We start from the raw sequence: 16,680 nt of genomic DNA, 5'->3' as shown, positions 1-16,680 counted from the left end.
CACCCCCCTACCGCGCCCCGCTCCGGCACCGCCGCGGCCCTGAGCCCTCCCCTGAAGCCGTGTGCCGACGTGCCGGTGCGGGTGAGATGTACGACGTTATTGACGATTGAGTCCGAATGGCAAGACCTGAACCGCTGTCTCACCTTCTTATTGGTTTGGCTGTTACGCAACCTTGGTCTATGTCGTTGGCTTCTGTGGGTATTTACCCGAAATCCGTTCCCGGGCCAACGTCAGGAGCAGAAGGAGCAGGCTCAGTACGGTCACCGTGGCCACCCCGCCGCGGATCGACCAGCGGTGCACGGCCAGCATGCCTTGGGCGACCAGCATGTTGACGACGACCGAGCCCGCAAGTGCGCAGAGCGTCCGGGCGAACGGATCCAGTCCGCGCAGCGCCGCAGCGATCGCCACGGTTGGCGCCATGAGCAGGAAGGACAGCGTGCACGGGGCGCGCAGTGGAGAAGCGGAATCGGTGAGGGCGAGCAGTGCTCCGGCCGCACCGACGCCGGTCGCAGCCCCTGCGAGCAGCGGGGGTAGGCCCCTCCCCGGTCCTGCCCGTACCCCGGGGGTGCCTCCGGCGACATCGTCTGTTGAAGGTGTCTTGATGCGTAAGGTCTGCATGGGCGACTTTGCCCCCTGTCGCGCCGGATGCCGGACTTCAATGTGGCGCAGACCGAGGTGGGCCGTCAAGGCGGCGATTCCTCCCTAAACATGCGTTCCGCCGGGGCTTCTGTCCGGGTCTCCTGCCCGGCTCCCCCTCGTGCCGCTCTGCTCCCGCGACACCCTTCCTGACGCTATGTCAACTGATACTGCGTCAGCATGTCCGATCCCCCAGTGCAATAGGTGAGCAGTGAACGTCTCGGGCTGATTCTGTTGAGATCACAAGAGACTTGGCATGGACACTTCCCGTCAACACGCGTAGTTGCTACGACGGTTACTGAAGAGTTGCTGCTAAAGGGAGGTTCCATGAGACGTTCCCGATTTACCGGATTCGTGACTTCGCTCCTTCTCGCCGCCGGCCTCGGCCTCACTGGGGCCGCCTCGGCGCAGGCCTCCACGACGGCCGTGTCCGGCGGCTACGTGGCGCTCGGTGACTCCTACTCCTCCGGAGTCGGGTCTGGCAGCTACATCAGTTCGAGCGGCAGTTGCGATCGCAGTACGAAGGCGTACCCCTATCTGTGGAACGCCGCGCACAGTCCGTCGTCGTTCGCCTTCAACGCCTGTTCGGGCGCCACTACGGACGACGTCCTCGCGAACCAGCTCGGTTCGCTGAACTCAGCCACCTCACTGGTGTCCATCACCATCGGCGGCAACGACGCAGGCTTCGCAGACGTCATGACGACCTGTGTGCTCCAGTCGACCAGCGCCTGCCTCTCCAGGATCGACACCGCCAAGGCGTACGTCGCCAACACGCTCCCCGGCAAGCTGGACACCGTCTACAACGCGATCAGCGCCAAAGCCCCGTCCGCCCGAGTGGTGGTCATCGGCTACCCCCGCTTCTATCTGCTCGGGCAGCTCTGCCTCGGCCTCTCCGAGACGAAGCGGTCCGCGATCAACGATGCGGCCGACTACCTCGACGCCACCGTCAAGACCCGTGCCACGGCCCACAACTTCGTATTCGGAGACGTCCGTCCCACGTTCGCCAACCACGAGATCTGCTCCGGGGACTCCTGGCTGCACAGCCTCAACTGGCTCGACATCGGCGAGTCGTACCACCCCACCGCAGCAGGCCAGTCGGGCGGCTATCTGCCCGTGCTGACGAACGCAGCCTGACCCGAGCGGGCTCGCCCCTCAGGGTGAGGTTCCGGGCGAGCCCGACGGAGCGGCGGAGGCCCCGTACGAGGGGGTCTCCGCCGTCGTGCAGGTCACCGAGAACGGCACGGACTCCGACGTGGCCCGCACGGGAGTGCGCACCTCCACGCTGATTTCGTCGTTGATCGCCCCGCTACCGGAGTACGCCGTCACGGTCAGCCGCTGCTGCCGGGTCCGCCCGCCGCCCGATGGGAATGACAGCGTCTTCCACCCCGGGTCGGACACCGATCCACGGGCTGTCACCCACCGGTACTCCACCTGAGCGGGCAGCCGTCCCACCGTGAACGTCGCTGTGAAGGTGGGCGCCTGGGCGCCCGGCGGTGGGCAGGACCCGGAGTACACCGAGTGCGCACTGCTCAGGCCGACGTGCACAGACTGGGCCGGCCGGCTGACTGACGGACCGTCACCCGTCGATGTGCTGTGCCGCGCGGACGGTGGCACGCTGGTGGCCGATGCGGTGCCGCTGCTCGCCGTGGGGGTGTGCGCACCGCTCGCCCGGCCGCTGCTCGCAGTGCCGCCGGTCCGGCCGGTCCCGGCGTTCCGGTGGTGGAGCAGCGTGTAGGTCAGCCCCGTCAGCGCCAGGACGCCCGCGAGCACGCCCGCGGCCAGCATCACAGCGGAACGCCGCCCGCGCTCCGGCCGGAGAGGGGGCTCGGGGGTCGCGGGCCGGGGCTCCGGGTACCCGCCGGGCGGCGGGATCGGCGGAGTGCGCGAGGGCTGCGCCGTCTGGGCGGCCACCGTCGGGACGTACGGCGCCGCCGGCCGCATCGTGTCCGCCCGCAGGGGCCCACCCGCCGCGACCAGTCGCAGCTCCCGTTCCGCGTGCTCGGCGGACAGCCGCTCGGCCGGGTCCTTGCGCAGCAGCCCACCGATGACGGGCGCGAGCGGACCGGCATGGCGCGGCGGCGGCAACTCCTCGTCCACCACCGCGCGCAGGGTGCTCAGGGGGGTGTCCTGCCGGAACGGAGAGATGCCCTCGACGGCCGCGTACAGCAGCACACCCAGCGACCAGAGATCCGACTCGGGCCCGGGCGTACGCCCCAGTGCCCGCTCCGGAGCGAGGAATTCGGGCGAGCCGATCACCTCACCGGTCATGGTCAGCGCGGAACTGCCCTCGACCGTGGCGATGCCGAAGTCCGAGAGGACCACCCGGCCGTCATCCGCGAGGAGCACGTTGGCCGGCTTCACATCCCGGTGCAGCACCCCGGCGGCATGCGCGGCACGCAGCGCGGACAGCACCTCGGCACCGATGCGCGCGGCCTGCTGCGGCGACAGCGGACCCTCCGCCTCCAGCCGGTCGGCGAGGGACCGGCCGGCCACCAACTCCATCACGATCCAGGGCCGGCCGCCCTCCGCGGCCACGTCGTACACCGTGACCACGTTGCGGTTCGCGACTCGGGCCGCCGCCCACGCCTCCCGCTCCAGGCGCGCGTACATCCGTTCCACGTCGGGGCCGGGCAGCCCGGCGGGCGCCCGTACCTCCTTGACCGCCACCTCGCGGTGCAGCACCTCGTCACGGGCACGCCACACCGTCCCCATGCCGCCCTCGCCCAGCGGGGACAACAGACGGTAGCGGTCCGCGATCACACGTTCACGACCCGGTTCTCCGGACACGGGCGCCCCCAGGGTATGTTGCGCGAATTCTCCACAAAAGTAGCTCAACCGAGTGCGGATGCAGCCCCCCTGAGCAACAATCCGGTGCCGAGCGCGACGACCGCCAACGCGGACACCAGCGGCACCGTCCGGCGCACCAGGGCGGTCAGCGGATGGGCGGTCCAGCGCGGGCGCCGTTCCAGCACCCGGGTCATTCCCGAACCCAGCCGGACAACAGCGAAACCGGCCGCCGTGAGGGTGAGCGCGAGACCGGCTCCGTACGCCACGACGAGCAGCAGCCCGAACCAGGCCTGCCCGAGTGCCGCCGCTCCTACCAGCACGACCACGGCGGACGGGCTGGGCACCAGCCCCCCGGCGAAGCCGAGCAGGATCGTGCCGCGAAGCGTGGGCGCGGTCGAGTGCGTGTGCGTATGGCCTCCGTGGGTGTGGGTGTGGGTGTGCCCCCCACCCGTGTGGGCGTGATCGTCGTCCCCGTGACGGTGGGCGTGGTCACCATGGAGGTGCTCGTGAGGGTGATGGTGGTGGGCCGACTCCTGGCGGCCACCAACACCGGCCAACTGGCGCTGCTCAACATCGTCCGGCGCGTGCGCATGGACGTGCGCGGCCTCGTGCGCACGACTGCGCCAGGCCCGGCGTACCAGCCCGGCGCCGGCCACCAGGACCAGAGCGCCGCTGGCCGTGCCCAGCCAGGCGATCACGGTGGGCGTGGCCGCGGAACCGGCCGTGACGAGGAGACCCAGGGCGACCACGCCGAGCGTGTGGGTCACCGTGACCGAGGCGGCCAGCGGAAGCACGTCCCGCAGTCGGGCCCGGCCCCCGCGTGCCGCCGCCGTGGCGGCCATCAGGGTCTTGCCGTGGCCTGGCGCCAGAGCGTGCATCGCGCCCAGGACGACCGCTATGAGCAGCGCGAGCGCGGCGAAGCCGACGGTCAGGTCGTGCCGGGCCACGAGTTCGTCCAGTGCCCGGGTCCAGCGGTCCGCGCCCCGGGGCAGTACGGCGGCGCCCGGGGCGTCCTGCCGCTGCTCCCGCGCGACGAGCGCCGGGCCGCCGGGGCGCACGCGCAGTACGGCGGCGGTGGTGTCGGCGGGAGAGGCCAGCAAGTCCTGTGGGTAGGCGGTCAGTTCGTGCGAGACCGACTTCCCCGGTACGTCCGTTGCGGTCAGTGTCATACGGTCGCCGCGGGCGGTGATCTCCCGCCATCCCGCCCCACCGGCTGTGTCTGCGCTGTGGAAGCCGAGGGACTCGGTGCCGTCGCGGGGGAGCGGGGCGGTCAGCCGGCACTCCACCCGCAGGGTGTGCAGCCCCGCCTGGCCCGGGCGCAGGTGTGCCGTGGAGTCCTCGGCGGTCAGCGCGACCGTGCGTCCGCCGACGGTGAGCCTGCTGCCGGCTGCGGCGCGTGCGCACCGCTGTCTGGCCCACGCCGTCAGCCCCAGCCGGTCGAGGTCGGGTTTGACCTGGGTCGCCGGGATCTCGGCGAGGTCCTCCACGTGGTCGACACGCAGCTGCCCGGGAGCGACGACCAGGCCGTCGTAGCGGTTGACGGTGAAGTTGCCGAGGGGGTGCGCGCTCGCCACCCCGGCCGGCAGGAGGGCCAAGGCGCCCAGGGCGAGGAGGACGAACGGCAGCCGCGGTTTCACTGGGCACCCTCCAGGGCCTTGCGCGCCCTCGTGGCGCCCAGCGGCGAGAAGCCCGGGTTCAGTTTCAGGGCTGAGGTCAGTGAGGCGCGGCCGGCCGTGCGGTGTCCCGTGGCCAGCTCGATCACGCCGCGGTGGTAGAGGAACGCCGCGTTGCGGTAGCCGGTGGCCGTGGCTGTGCGGGCGTACGGCAGTGCCTCGCCGTCGCGGCCGTTGACGTGCAGCGCCCAGGCGAGGGCGTCGGCGGTGTGCACGCTGTGCCGGCGGGTCCATTCGGCCCGGGCGGCCCGCAGCGCCGCAGCCCGGTCGCCGTGGTCGGCGGCGGCCATCGCGGTGTCCAAGTCGGCGTCGACGCCGTTCGCACGGGCCAGCGCGATCCAGGCGTCCACGAGCGCGTACTGGCGCTGGGCCTTGGCCCGGTCCCCGGCGGCGCCCCGCGCCTCGTACAGCTCACCCAGTTCTACCAGGGGGCGCGGGAGCGGATAGCGGGACACCACCGCTTCCATCCCCTTGATCGCCGTGTCGCGGTCACCGGTGGCTGCCTGCGCGCGGGCGCGGCCTTCCAGCGCCGGGAGGTAGTCGTCGTCGGCGGCCAGGGCACGGGCGTAGGAGGTGAGCGCGGACTTGTAGTCGCCCTGGTTCCAGGCGAGCAGTCCGAGCTGCGCGGCCACGTACGCCGTGTCCCCCGGCGAGGTGGCGGCGGACAACGCCTGTTTCAGGACCCGGCGTGCCGTCGTCACATCGCCGCGCAGCTCGTGCACGTAGGCGTACCGGGTGAAGACCGGGACGCCCGGCTTGCGTGCGTCGGCGGTCTCGGCGGCCTCCGCCGCCTCGGAGTAGCGTCCGAGTTCGACCAGCGCATCGACCCGGGAGGACAGCGCTCGCTCGCTGTACGGGTTCTGCCGCAGAGCCCGGTCGGCATAGCTCAGAGCGTGCTGGAAGTCGTGCCGGGCGGCGGCGAGGGCGGCACAGCCGGCCAGGGCCTGGTCGTTGTCCGGGGCCAGCGCCAGGGACCGCCGCAGTGCCCCGTCGGCCTGCTTGTACCGGGAGGGGTCGCCCTTGGTCCGCGCCTGCTCGTCGTAGGCGAGGCCCAGAGTGGCCCAGCCGCCGGAGTCCCTGGGCTGGGCCCGCAGATGCGCCTGGAGCGCGGCGATGCTCGCATCCAGGTTCCCCCCGCTCAGCACACCGGGGTCGACGGCGACGGCGGCGGTCGGGCGGGATGCCGGTGCCCGGCCGGTGCCGAGGGCCATCGCGCCACCGGTCAGGGCAGTTGCCAGCAGAGCCACGGACGTGGCGAGTTGCGCGAGCCGCCAGCGCCGTCCCGCGGTACGGAAACGGCGGACGGCCGCCACGCGCTCGTCGGAGTCGGAGTCGGAGCCGGAGCCGGAGCCGGAGTCCGCCCCGGCCCCGGCCGGGGCCGGGATGGCGGCCCCGTCGCCGGACGCGGCCTCCCCCGCGGCAGGCCCCCCGGTCCCGTCCGGCTTCCCGGTCCTGTCCGGCTCCCCGCTCACCCGTGGCTCGCCGGCTTCGTCGTCGTTCGTACGCGGGGACATGCCCTCTCCTCGGTCGCCTGATGTCATCTGATCCGCCCTGGTGCTCACTTCATGCCGCTCGGGTACCGGAAGGAGGCGCGGCCCGTCGTCGGGGGAAGGCGGACGCGGGTCGCGCCGGTCTCGGTGGGGTGTGGGCGTTAGTATGGGCGCCGCACACGCCGGCGCCACCAGGCGAAGGCGCTGCCGAGCAGCAGGATCGCGGCCGCTCCGGAGGCCGCCGAGGCGGCGATCAGCATGGTGTCGCCCGAGCCGCTCCCGGAGGACCCGGTTGGCTGCAGCGCGTCGCCGAGCTGGCTGCGTACGTCCGTGCCCGAGGTCGTGCCCTTGGCGAGCGGGCCGCGAGAACCAGAGGCGGGCTGGGCGATGTAGGGGAAGTACTTCTCGAACTTCCGGTCGTTCTTGTTGACCGCATCACCCAGATCGTTCTTGGAGCCGACCAGTTCGCCCTCCATGACCTGCAGTGCCGCGTCCACCACATCGTCGGTGAGCCGCCGGCCGTTCGGGAAGCCCGCCTTGTCGCCGTCCAACACGCCCAGCCGTTTCGGATGCATGCTCGGCTTGATGGCGGTGTTCAGACGCAGTTCCTCCGCCGGTCGCACGTGCGGCGGCTGGTTGAGGCCCTTGACTCCCTTGAGGAAGACGTCGACCAGGTCGTTGCGCGGCTCGGCGGGGGCCTTGATCTTGTAGATGGACTCGATCAGCTTCGGCAGCTCCGGCTCGGTGACGTTCTTCAGGAACTGCGCGTCGTAGGCGGGCTGGGAGGCGTTGAACCGGTCCTTGTCCTTCTGCGGGTTGACGACCTCGTTGACCAGGGGGTTGCCGAGCCGCGAGACCTGGGAGTAATAGCCCTGGGCGTTGCGGCGCTGGGTCGTGGACCAGATGCCGACGACCGGCTGCTGGGCGGACTCGCGGATCAGGTCGTTGGGCACCTGAAGGGCGATGGTGTTGACGTTGTAGCCCTTGAGGGTGTCCCGTCCGACCTCGCTGAGGTTGCCTCCGTACAGCAGGTCGAAGACGCGCAGGTCCGCGAAGAACGGATCGTCCGCCTGCCCGGCGAAGGTGGTGGTGCCGCCCGCCGTCTTGTAGACGGCCTGTGCGCGCAGCTTGCCGTAGTCCGGCATCGACGCCTTGCCGACGTTCGACGGCGCCACCGGCGCATCGTCCGCGAGCTTGGTCTTCGACACCACGTGCCGGTTCTTCAGCCGGATCAGATCGAGGTCGTAGGTCTGTGTGACGTTGAGGTCGGGGTCGGCCAGGTTGGTGACCGGTCCGGTGTTGTAGAGGAAGGTGTTCTTGTTCCTGGTGTGCGTCTTGAAGGTGTAGCGGAATATCAACTCCTCACGCGCGTCACCGTTGTTGTCGACGTGCAGGTCGTACTGGGCGTCGTCCGCGAACGTGTAGAAGTTCGGTCCGCCCGCGGGCTCCTCGAACGGGATCCAGTTGGCCACGATCGTCGTCGTGTCCGGTTTGTCGGGGCTGACGAACGCGTACAGGTCCGTGTTGTCGTACTGCGGAGCGCCCGAGATCAGCGGGGCCTCCCGGTGCGAGGAGGCGGAGGCCGCCCCGGGTTCCAGCGTGGCGACGCCGGCGGCTGCGAGCCCTCCGGCGGCCAATGCACCGCAGATGAGCGTGGCCAGGCCCGTGCGCCCCGTGCCGCTCCTGGAGAAAAGAGGTGTCATGCCGTCCGTCCTCAGTGCCAACTTGCCTTGACGGAGGGGTATACGGAGTGGCACCACCGTGCGGATTGGTCGGAGGGGAAAAAACTTCTGTGCGCTTGCGGCCCGCGTTTTCGGCCCGCTGATCCGTACCACCCTGGGGAGGTGTGTGCGGTGCGAATGCGCGGTACGCGAGGAAGGGCAGGCTGCGGCCACGGCGAGGCAGCCGGTCGGGCGGCCGACGAACTGCTGGTGCTCGTGGCCGGCGGTGATCAACGGGCCTTCGAGGACCTGTACGGACTGGTTTCGGGGCCGGTCTACGGGCTGGTGCGACGAGTGGTCCGTGACCCCGCCCAGTCGGAGGAGGTCGCCCAGGAGGTCCTGCTCGAACTGTGGCGCTCCGCCGCCCGTTTCGACCCGGGCCGGGGCAGCGCCCTGTCCTGGATCCTCACGCTTGCCCACCGTCGCGCCGTCGACCGGGTGCGTAGCGCCCGCGCGGCCGGCGACCGCGAGCAGCGGGAAGCGATACGCGCCGAGGAACCCGCCTTCGATCACGTCGCCGAGGAGGTGGAGGCAGGCCTGGAACGAGAGTGGGTGCGCCGCTGCCTGAACCGGCTCACTGCCCTGCAACGCCAGTCGGTGACCCTCGCCTACTACGACGGGTACACCTACCGTGAGGTCGCCGAGCGGCTCTCGTTGCCACTGGGCACGGTCAAGACGCGCATGCGCGACGGACTCACCCGGCTGCGCCAGTGCCTCGGAGGAGCCACATGAGCACCCTCGGCAGGCTGCTGCGCCGCGAGGCCCCACACTCCCTCGCTGCGCCCTACGCACTCGACGCCCTCGAACCCGGCGAACGGTGCCGCTTCGAGAAGCACCTCCAGGGATGCGACCGGTGCGCCGCTGAGGTACGGGCCCTGGCCGAGGACGCGGTGCGCCTCGCCTGGCAGGCGGCGGCGCCCGCACCCACCGCCCTGCGGGACCGGGTTCTCGCCGCCGTGCGCACCATCCCGCAGGAGCAGGCACCGGCCCGGGAGCGTACGCGCCGGCTGCCGCCGCACGTCTGGGGTGTCCAGCCCCCGCCGGGACGCACCCGCACGCGACGGATGCGCTCCCTCTTCGTGCCGCTCGCCACTGCCACCGCCGCTGCCGCCCTCGTAGTCGCCTCACTCTTCGCGGTCCAGGCGAACCGCACCCAGGACCGGCTCGACGCCGAACGGGCCCGGTCACGTGAGATCGCCCACGTTCTTGCTGCTCCCGACACCCGTGCCGCACGCAGTGAGGACGCGCACGGCCGCAGTATCGGAGTAGTCGCTTCCGAATCGGAGCGGGAAGTCGTCGTCACCCTGAGCGGGTACGGCACTCCGGCCGACGGGCGTGTGCATCAGCTCTGGCTCATGCGCCCCGGTGCGCAACCGCGTTCCCTTGGGCTCTTCGCGGGCGACACGCCCTTGGTCGCGACGGGTCTCGATCCCTCCTCGACGTCACTCGCCGTAACCGTCGAGCCTGACGGTGGGTCAGCTCAGCCCACCGGGCGGCCCATTGTCCAACTCACCCTGAAATCGGTCGGATTCGGAGAGTAGTCAACGAGGCATGGTCAACCGCCTTGCAGGGAAGGTGAATCCCATGGCCGAGATGCACGCATGCCCCGCCAGGGCGATAGGGTTACCCTGCCCGGGCCGGGTGGACTCGTACGGGTGGGGAGTGACATGGAGCAGATAACAGTGCGCAGCAGGGCCAGGGTTCCTGCGATCACCTGCGGGAGCAGCGCGACCAGTTCGCGCCTCGACCGCCATCTGTCGGTATTGGCGGGGCCCGCCATACCGCAGCGGGAGACGGTCGAGGCGACATCGCTGATGCGTGAACTGACGGCGCGTGACTCCGTACACAACCGCAGTGACCGGGGCGTGCGGGTTGGCCGTGTGTCCCTCTTCGCACCGCTGCGCCGGCTGCGCCGTTCGCTGTTCGGCAGCCACTGAGCGGTCGTTCGGCGGCCATCTGGTGAACGGCGCCCCCGGAGGTCCTGTCCGGGGTGCCGCGCTCAGGCAACCACACCGTCCCGGTGCAGCGCTGCGACCTCGCCGTCCGTCATTCCCATGGCCCGCAGGAGCGCATCGGTGTGCTCACCGAGCCCGGGCACGTCACCCATCCGTGCCTCGTCCCCGCCCGGCAGCGTGATGGGGGGCAGTAGTGCCCCCAGCGGCCCGACCGGCGACCCCACCCGGCGCCACCGCTCCCGGGCCGCTAGCTGCGGGTGCTCCGCCAGTTCGGGCAGGTCCCTCAGCCGTGCACAGGCGATCCCCGCCTGTTCCAGTCGGGCCAGCGCCTCCTCGGCGCCCAGCGCCCCCAGGGCCTCGGCGACCAGCTGGTCGGTGCGCTCCCGGTGTGCCACCCGTGCCGCGTTCGTCGCGTAGGCCGGGTCCGTCCCCAGTTCCGGACGGCCCATGACCTGCACGGCCAGCCGCTGCCACTCCCGGTCGTTCTGCACCGACAGCAGCACGCGTTTGCCGTCCGCCGTGACATAGGCGTCGTACGGTGCGATGACTGCGTGCGCGAGCCCGGTGCGAGCCGGAGGCTCGCCCCCGTGCATCGTATGGTGCAGCGGATGCCCCATCCACTCGGCGAGCGCCTCCAGCATGGATACCTCCACCGGCCCGCCCCGCCCGGTTGTCCCGCGTCGCACAAGTGCTGCCAGCACACCAGAGAAGGCGTACATCGCCGCCGCGATGTCCGCGGCCGGGATGCCCGCCTTGACCGGCTGTTCCGGCGTCCCGGTGACGGAGACCAGTCCGGCCTCGCACTGCACGAGCATGTCGTACGCCCGCTTGTCCGCGTACGGCCCCGAACCTCCGTAGCCGGAGATGTCCACGGCGATCAGCCGTGGGTGGCGCGCGCACAGTGTGGCCGCGTCGAGGCCGAGCCGGGCTGCGGCCCCGTGCGCGAGGTTCTGTACGAACACGTCCGCATCCGCGAGCAGTCGCCGTACCACGTCGAGGCCGCGCGTGTCCTTGAGGTCCAGGGCGATGGACTCCTTGCCGCGGTTGCACCACACGAAGTGCGAGGCGAGGCCGTGGGCCGCCGTGTCGTACGCGCGCGCGAAGTCACCGCCGTCGACCCGCTCCACCTTGATGACCCGGGCGCCCAGGTCGGCGAGCTGTCGGGTGGCGAAAGGCGCGGACACCGCCTGTTCGACGGCGACGACGGTGATGCCCTCCAGGGGCAGCGGAAGACGGTCCATGCGAGGGATGATCTCCTTTGCCCGGCGAGTTTGTCAGTAGCCGGGTGGGCAGGCACCGGACGGGACACGGCCGGGGAACGCGGCGCGTACCGCACGCCCGGGCCGGTGCGGTGCGGCTGCTGCGGGTCGGTCGGGCAGGGGCACCCGGCACCGGTACCGAGCATCCGGCGCTCCTGGTCGGACCGACTGTGCGTGCCGCGTCGGGCCGCACCGGTGCGTTGGAGACGCCGATCGTCGATCCGCGCGTCTAGTTCGGGAGCAAGCCGATGACGCCCGCCGGGGCCCCGCCCGGCCGCACCGGCAGAAGGACGCCGAGGACGCCGTACGGCTGGAAGTCGCCCTGCGCAGCCGTCACAGCAGCGTGAACTGCCCCTCCGGGCCCTCCTCGTGATGATCCAGGACCGAGGCCGGGCGGCGGCAGGGCCGCGGGACCGGAAGTACGGCCGCGTCCCGCAGGTCCGTCGCGGTGACCGGCGCCGTCACGGTCAACTCGTCCCGCTGCGGACGTAGTTCCGCCAGCAGGGCGAGAACGGTGATCAGTTCCAGCAGCTCCGACGTCCAGCTCTGCGGCCAGGTGGCCGGCCGGAGCGCAGCGAGGGTGCCGCGCTCGGCCGGGGTGGTGCGGACGGCGAACCAGCTCTCCAGGACCGGGACACCGGCGACTTCGTAGTCCCAGGCGTCGGGCGGGACGGGGGAGATGCGCCCCTCGTCCAGGTACAGGGTCTCCTCGGCACGGTCATAGCGCAGGGCCAGCGGTCGGCTCGGCAAGGGCGCGCGGACGTAGGGGCGGCGGCCACCCGGCAGCTTGGGGCGTTCGCCGTCACGGCGCAGCAGCCAGAGCAGGCGGCGGCCCAGCTCCACCCCGGACTGCCACAGCCGGGCGTCGCCGGTGAGCGGGACGGTGAGGTCGGGGCGGACCGTGGCCAGGATCCAGGCCAGCACGTCCGGCGCCGTGGGGCGGTCGCCCAGCAGAGCGGTCAGATGGTCCAGCAGGCCCGGGGCCAGGTTCGGTTCCCTACCGCCCGGACGCCGGTAGAGCGGGCGGATCCGGCCGGTCCGAAGTATCGGCAGGAGTGAGGTCGCCAGCAGGGGAGTGGGGTCGGCGCCCGTCTCGACCGTGAACACCTGGGGGTCGTCCATCACGCGCCACAGTTCCGGACGGGCCATGTCGATCAGCCGGTGGTCCGGGATCAGCCACCGCTCGTCGAATGGCGCCGCCAGGACCCGCACCGGCTCCGCACAGGGGCCCTCGGCGCGGGCGAGCCGTTCGGTGCCGGCCGGGTGGCCGGGGAGCTGAGACACCGCGGAGTGGAGTGTACGGGCTCGGGTCGGCCCGAACAGTGCGTTCCGGTCCGTGCCGTCCGCCTTGAGTAGGGTGTCCCAGCGGGCCTTCAGGGAGGCGGGATCGGGTGCCGTCGGCCAGGCGCGGCCCGGCCGCAGCGGTGCGACGGACCACGGCATGAGGTCCGCCAGCAGCGGAGCGTCGTCGTGCGTCACGCAGGGCATGGTACGGCCTGACCAGCGCCCGGGATCAGGTCGCGTCCAGGGTGACGGTGAACGCGAAGCGGTCGCCCCGGTAGTGGATGACCACTACGTCCAGCACCCTGCCGGAACTGTCGTAGGTCACGCCCGTGTAGTGCAGGATCGGGCTGAGCAGCGGCACTTGGAGCAGCCGTGCCGTCTCGGGGTCGGCGAGCCGGGCCTCCACGGTGTCGGTGATCCGGCTGATGTCCGCTTCGACGACATCGCGCAGCACCTTGGTCATCGGCCAGCGGACCAGGTCGTCCAGGTCGATGCGCGCGGCCAGTTCGGGGCGCACGTGGTTGACGGCGTGGTTGGTCGGCTCGCCGGTCTTCTCGTCGCTGCGCAGGCGGTGGTACGTCGCCACCCGAGCCAGATCGGGGAAGTACTCGGCCATCTCGGCGGGCACGGGTGCCGTGCCGTGGTCCAGCAGCTCGGTCGTCATGCCGGACTGCTGGGCCACGATCGCGTCCACGGAACCCAGCAACTGCACCGGGGTCCCGCGCCGCACCCCGGGCTCGATGAACGTGCCGCGCCGCCGGTGCCGGCTGATCAGCCCCTCGTCCTCCAGCTCCTTCAGGGCCTGCCGCATGGTCAGCACGCTGACGCCGTAGTGCTCCGCCAGTTGTTCCTCGGTGGGCAGGCGCAGCGGGGCCTCGGGTGAGCGGCCGAGTATCGAAGCGCGCAGCGACTGCGACACCTGGTACCAGAGCGGCAGCTTGCGGTTCAGGACGATCGAGTCCGGGGCGAAGGAGGTCACGGGGCTATCCGTACCTGTCGGGGCTGGTTCGGCGCAATGCGTCAGTGCGATGGCCGGAAGTGGCGCTCCAACCCCTCCCAGACACCGTCGTAGCCCTGTTGGAGATGGTCTGCCCCTTCCGCGTGCGGGGTGAGGGCGATCGGCCAGCGGGTTTCGAACATGAAGGCCAGCCCGTCGTCGACCTTGTGCGGCTCCAGCTCGGCCGCGCTCGCCTTGTCGAACGTCTCCCGGTCCGGGCCGTGGGCCGACATCATGTTGTGCAGCGAGCCGCCGCCGGGCACGAAGCCCTCGGCCTTGGCGTCGTAGGCGCCTTCGATGAGGCCCATGTACTCGCTCATCACGTTGCGGTGGAAGTACGGCGGGCGGAAGGTGTCCTCGCCGACGAGCCACCGCGGTGCGAACACCACGAAGTCGGCACCGGCCAGGCCCGGGGTGTCCGACGGAGACGTGAGGACCGTGAAGATGGAGGGGTCGGGGTGGTCGTAGGAGATACTGCCGATCACATTGAACCGGCGCAGGTCATAGATGTATGGCACATGGTTGCCGTGCCAGGCGACGACATCGAGGGGCGAGTGGTCGTAGGTGGCCGTCCAGAGGTTGCCGCAGTACTTGTTCACCACCTCCACCGGGCCTTCGACGTCCTCGTACGCGGCGACCGGGGCCTGGAAGTCCCGCGGGTTGGCCAGCCCGTTGGCGCCGATCGGGCCGAGGTCGGGAAGCTGGAAGGGCGCCCCGTAGTTTTCGCACACATAACCGCGCGCTGACTCGTCGAGCAGCTCCACACGGAAGCGCACCCCACGCGGAATCAACGCCACCTGGGCCGGTTCCACATGAAGCCGCCCGAACTCGGTGTGCAACAGCAGCCCACCCCGCTCGGGTACGAGCAGCAGTTCACCGTCGGCATCGGAGAAGACCCGTTCCATCGAGGCGTTGGCGTGATACAGGTGCACGGCGATGCCGGCGCGCTGGGTCGCGTCGCCGTTTCCGCCGAGTGTCCACAGACCGGCCAGGAAGTCGGTGCCGGCAGGCGGTTCGGGCAGTGGGTTCCAGCGCAGCCGGTTGGGGTCGGGAACGGTCTCGGTGAAGGGAGCCGTGCGGATCGCGCCGTTTCCGGTGCGGACGAAGGCCGGGTGTGCGGCCGACGGGCGGATGCGGTACAGCCACGAGCGGCGGTTGTGCGCCCGCGGCTCGGTGAAGGCGGAACCGCTCAGCTGTTCCGCGTACAGGCCGAGCGGTGCGCGCTGCGGCGAGTTGCGGCCCTCGGGTAGGGCGCCCGGCACCGCCTCCGACGCGTGTTCGTTGCCGAACCCGGTCATATAGGACAGTCCCTCGGCGGTCTTCCGTGCGTCGCCGCTCATGTTCGCTCCCTTGCGTCCCGGATTCCTATGTAACACCGTAGGAATCCGGAGGGGTGGACGCAAGGGGATCCCGCGTACTCCTCCCGGGGGACGGAAAGAACCAGCCTTCAGGGGGATCCGGCCGCCGGTGCGTTGTCCTAATCTCCGGAGCATGTCGTGGATGTCATGGCCGCGCAGGTCTCTCGTCGCCCTGGCGGCCTGTGTCCTGCTCCCCCTCGCGGCGGCGGGCTGCGGGGGCGGTGAGGCGCACGGCCGGCGCGGCGGTGCGCCCTCGCCTTCGCCGGCGGGCAAGGTCCTGGACGGTACCGACGACACCGGCCGGCACCTGCGTGAGGTCGCCAGGGAGAACGCGCCCGAGGTCGCCGTGGAGGTGTCCCCGGGTTCCACCGGCGGCTGGGACGTCCGGCTGGCCTTCCGCCGCTTCCGCTGCTCCGCGCCCGGCGCGCAGCCGGTCGCGGCCACCGGTCGCGGGTTCGCCCTCCTCTTCGTCGACGGTCGCCAGATCGCCCGCCTGCGCACGCAGCGCTACCACCTGCCCGACCGTCTCGTGTCCCGCGGCACCCACCATGTCACCGCCCGGCTGTACGCCGACGACGCCACCGTGTGGGCCGTGCACGGCAAGCCGGTCGAGAGCACCGCCGACATCACGGTGTCGGACGCGCGGGCGGACACCGGCCGGCCATCGGCCGGAACCACGACCGCAGTCGCCGGTGAATGAGTGCAGCGGCCACTTTCCTCCGTACTGAGGGGCGCTGTTCACCGGACCCCGGCGGAGAGGCATCATGAAGTCCGTGCCCCATGCGACATCGCTCCGCCGTGCGCCCGTCCAGCGGCGCAGTGCCGAACGGCTGACCAGGATCCTCGACGCGTGCGCCGAACTCCTCGACGAGGTCGGCTACGACGACCTGAGTACCCGTACGGTCGCCCTGCGGGCCGGTGTGCCCATCGGCTCGGTCTACCGGTTCTTCGGCAACAAGCGGGAGATGGTCGACGCCCTCGCCCAGCGCAACCTGGAACGGTACACCGAACGGGTCACCCGGCGCCTTGCGGAGGCCCGCGAGGGGGGGACCTCCCGGAGGGGCGGATCCGGGAGGTCCCCCCGCCGGGGAGACTGGCGGGTCGCCATGGACGCCGTCCTGGACGAATACCTGGCCATGAAACGCACCGCGCCCGGTTTCTCCCTGATCGACTTCGGCAATCAGATCCCGGTTGGCGCCCGTCAGGGCGAGCCCAACATCAAGGTCGCCGGCCGGCTCACCGACCTGCTCTCGGGCTACCTCGGCCGCGTCCCCGACGCGGACCTGCGCCGGGTCTTCCTGGTCGCCGTGGAGGCCGCTGACACCCTGGTCCAGCTGGCCTTCCGGACGCACCCGGAAGGGGACGAGGCGATCATCGACGAGACGCGGGAACTGCTGCGGGCGTACTTGGGGCGCGTGCTCGACTGAGTGCCGGCCGGGCCTCGGGGGGTCCCGGGCCCACCTGATTGCTCGGTTGCACCGGAAACCGACGTCATCGATCCGGGGTCTCCCTTCCATGCC

General features: G+C 71.2%; 15 protein-coding genes. 6 read left to right on the top strand and 9 right to left on the bottom strand.

Features of this window, described 5'->3' with window-relative positions:
* Positions 1-177 precede the first annotated feature (177 nt).
* On the bottom strand, positions 178-618 hold the full coding sequence (locus LK06_RS05445; RefSeq protein ID WP_039651711.1) for a hypothetical protein: 441 nt from the start codon (positions 616-618) through the stop codon (positions 178-180).
* 345 nt (positions 619-963) lie between these two features.
* On the opposite strand from LK06_RS05445, the gene LK06_RS05440 reads away from it, so the two are divergent.
* A complete protein-coding gene (locus LK06_RS05440) occupies positions 964-1,770 on the top strand; it encodes an SGNH/GDSL hydrolase family protein (RefSeq protein WP_039651713.1) in 807 nt (268 codons plus the stop codon).
* A gap of 18 nt (positions 1,771-1,788) precedes the next feature.
* On the opposite strand, the gene LK06_RS05435 is transcribed toward LK06_RS05440, so the two are convergent.
* The 4 genes from LK06_RS05435 to LK06_RS05420 all read right to left on the bottom strand — a co-directional run bounded on the left by LK06_RS05435 (position 1,789) and on the right by LK06_RS05420 (position 8,289).
* Positions 1,789-3,423: a serine/threonine-protein kinase gene (locus LK06_RS05435; RefSeq protein ID WP_039651715.1), complete on the bottom strand. Its 1,635-nt coding sequence runs from the start codon at positions 3,421-3,423 to the stop codon at positions 1,789-1,791.
* 44 nt (positions 3,424-3,467) lie between these two features.
* Entirely contained in the window at positions 3,468-5,060 is a 1,593-nt protein-coding gene (locus LK06_RS05430) for a HoxN/HupN/NixA family nickel/cobalt transporter (RefSeq protein WP_043433206.1), read from the bottom strand.
* Positions 5,057-6,610, bottom strand: a complete 1,554-nt coding sequence (locus tag LK06_RS34215; RefSeq protein ID WP_234367364.1) for a tetratricopeptide repeat protein — start codon at positions 6,608-6,610, stop codon at positions 5,057-5,059. The genes LK06_RS05430 and LK06_RS34215 overlap by 4 nt, the downstream gene beginning before the upstream one ends.
* 137 nt (positions 6,611-6,747) lie before the next feature.
* On the bottom strand, positions 6,748-8,289 hold the full coding sequence (locus tag LK06_RS05420; RefSeq protein ID WP_039651777.1) for a DUF4331 domain-containing protein: 1,542 nt from the start codon (positions 8,287-8,289) through the stop codon (positions 6,748-6,750).
* A 156-nt stretch (positions 8,290-8,445) separates the two neighbouring features.
* Here LK06_RS05420 and LK06_RS05415 point away from each other — a divergent pair, with 156 nt between their 5' ends.
* The 3 genes from LK06_RS05415 (at position 8,446) to LK06_RS05405 (ending at position 10,244) form a co-directional block, all read left to right on the top strand.
* Positions 8,446-9,039 carry a sigma-70 family RNA polymerase sigma factor gene (locus LK06_RS05415; protein WP_052269868.1) on the top strand — a complete coding sequence of 198 codons (594 nt, stop codon included), beginning with the start codon at positions 8,446-8,448 and terminating at the stop codon, positions 9,037-9,039.
* Positions 9,036-9,848 carry an anti-sigma factor gene (locus LK06_RS05410; RefSeq protein WP_039651717.1) on the top strand — a complete coding sequence of 271 codons (813 nt, stop codon included), beginning with the start codon at positions 9,036-9,038 and terminating at the stop codon, positions 9,846-9,848. The genes LK06_RS05415 and LK06_RS05410 overlap by 4 nt, the downstream gene beginning before the upstream one ends.
* Positions 9,849-9,974: 126 nt before the next feature.
* Positions 9,975-10,244, top strand: coding sequence for a hypothetical protein (locus tag LK06_RS05405; RefSeq protein ID WP_071659103.1), 270 nt, complete (start codon positions 9,975-9,977; stop codon positions 10,242-10,244).
* Between the two features lie 62 nt (positions 10,245-10,306).
* On the opposite strand, the gene LK06_RS05400 is transcribed toward LK06_RS05405, so the two are convergent.
* The 4 genes from LK06_RS05400 to hmgA all read right to left on the bottom strand — a co-directional run bounded on the left by LK06_RS05400 (position 10,307) and on the right by hmgA (position 15,142).
* The gene (locus tag LK06_RS05400; RefSeq protein ID WP_039651720.1) at positions 10,307-11,503 is read right to left on the bottom strand and encodes a CaiB/BaiF CoA transferase family protein; all 1,197 of its coding nucleotides are present in this window, start codon (positions 11,501-11,503) and stop codon (positions 10,307-10,309) included.
* A 351-nt stretch (positions 11,504-11,854) separates the two neighbouring features.
* On the bottom strand, positions 11,855-13,009 hold the full coding sequence (locus LK06_RS05395) for a type ISP restriction/modification enzyme (protein WP_039651722.1): 1,155 nt from the start codon (positions 13,007-13,009) through the stop codon (positions 11,855-11,857).
* Positions 13,010-13,034: 25 nt separating this feature from the next.
* Complete coding sequence (locus LK06_RS05390) at positions 13,035-13,784, bottom strand: GntR family transcriptional regulator (RefSeq protein WP_039651723.1); 750 nt, start codon at positions 13,782-13,784, stop codon at positions 13,035-13,037.
* A 41-nt stretch (positions 13,785-13,825) separates the two neighbouring features.
* Positions 13,826-15,142, bottom strand: a complete 1,317-nt coding sequence (hmgA, locus tag LK06_RS05385; protein WP_039651724.1) for a homogentisate 1,2-dioxygenase — start codon at positions 15,140-15,142, stop codon at positions 13,826-13,828.
* A 151-nt stretch (positions 15,143-15,293) separates the two neighbouring features.
* On the opposite strand from hmgA, the gene LK06_RS05380 reads away from it, so the two are divergent.
* Together LK06_RS05380 and LK06_RS05375 are read left to right on the top strand one after the other, a co-directional pair.
* Positions 15,294-15,860, top strand: a complete 567-nt coding sequence (locus tag LK06_RS05380; RefSeq protein ID WP_052269869.1) for a hypothetical protein — start codon at positions 15,294-15,296, stop codon at positions 15,858-15,860.
* A gap of 64 nt (positions 15,861-15,924) precedes the next feature.
* The gene (locus tag LK06_RS05375) at positions 15,925-16,587 is read left to right on the top strand and encodes a TetR/AcrR family transcriptional regulator (RefSeq protein ID WP_039651726.1); all 663 of its coding nucleotides are present in this window, start codon (positions 15,925-15,927) and stop codon (positions 16,585-16,587) included.
* Positions 16,588-16,680 lie beyond the last annotated feature (93 nt).

The sequence above is a fragment of the Streptomyces pluripotens genome, assembly GCF_000802245.2.
GTDB lineage: Bacteria > Actinomycetota > Actinomycetes > Streptomycetales > Streptomycetaceae > Streptomyces > Streptomyces pluripotens.
The sequence above is the reverse complement of the archived record's forward strand: the minus strand, read 5'-3'. Positions and strand labels throughout refer to the sequence as shown.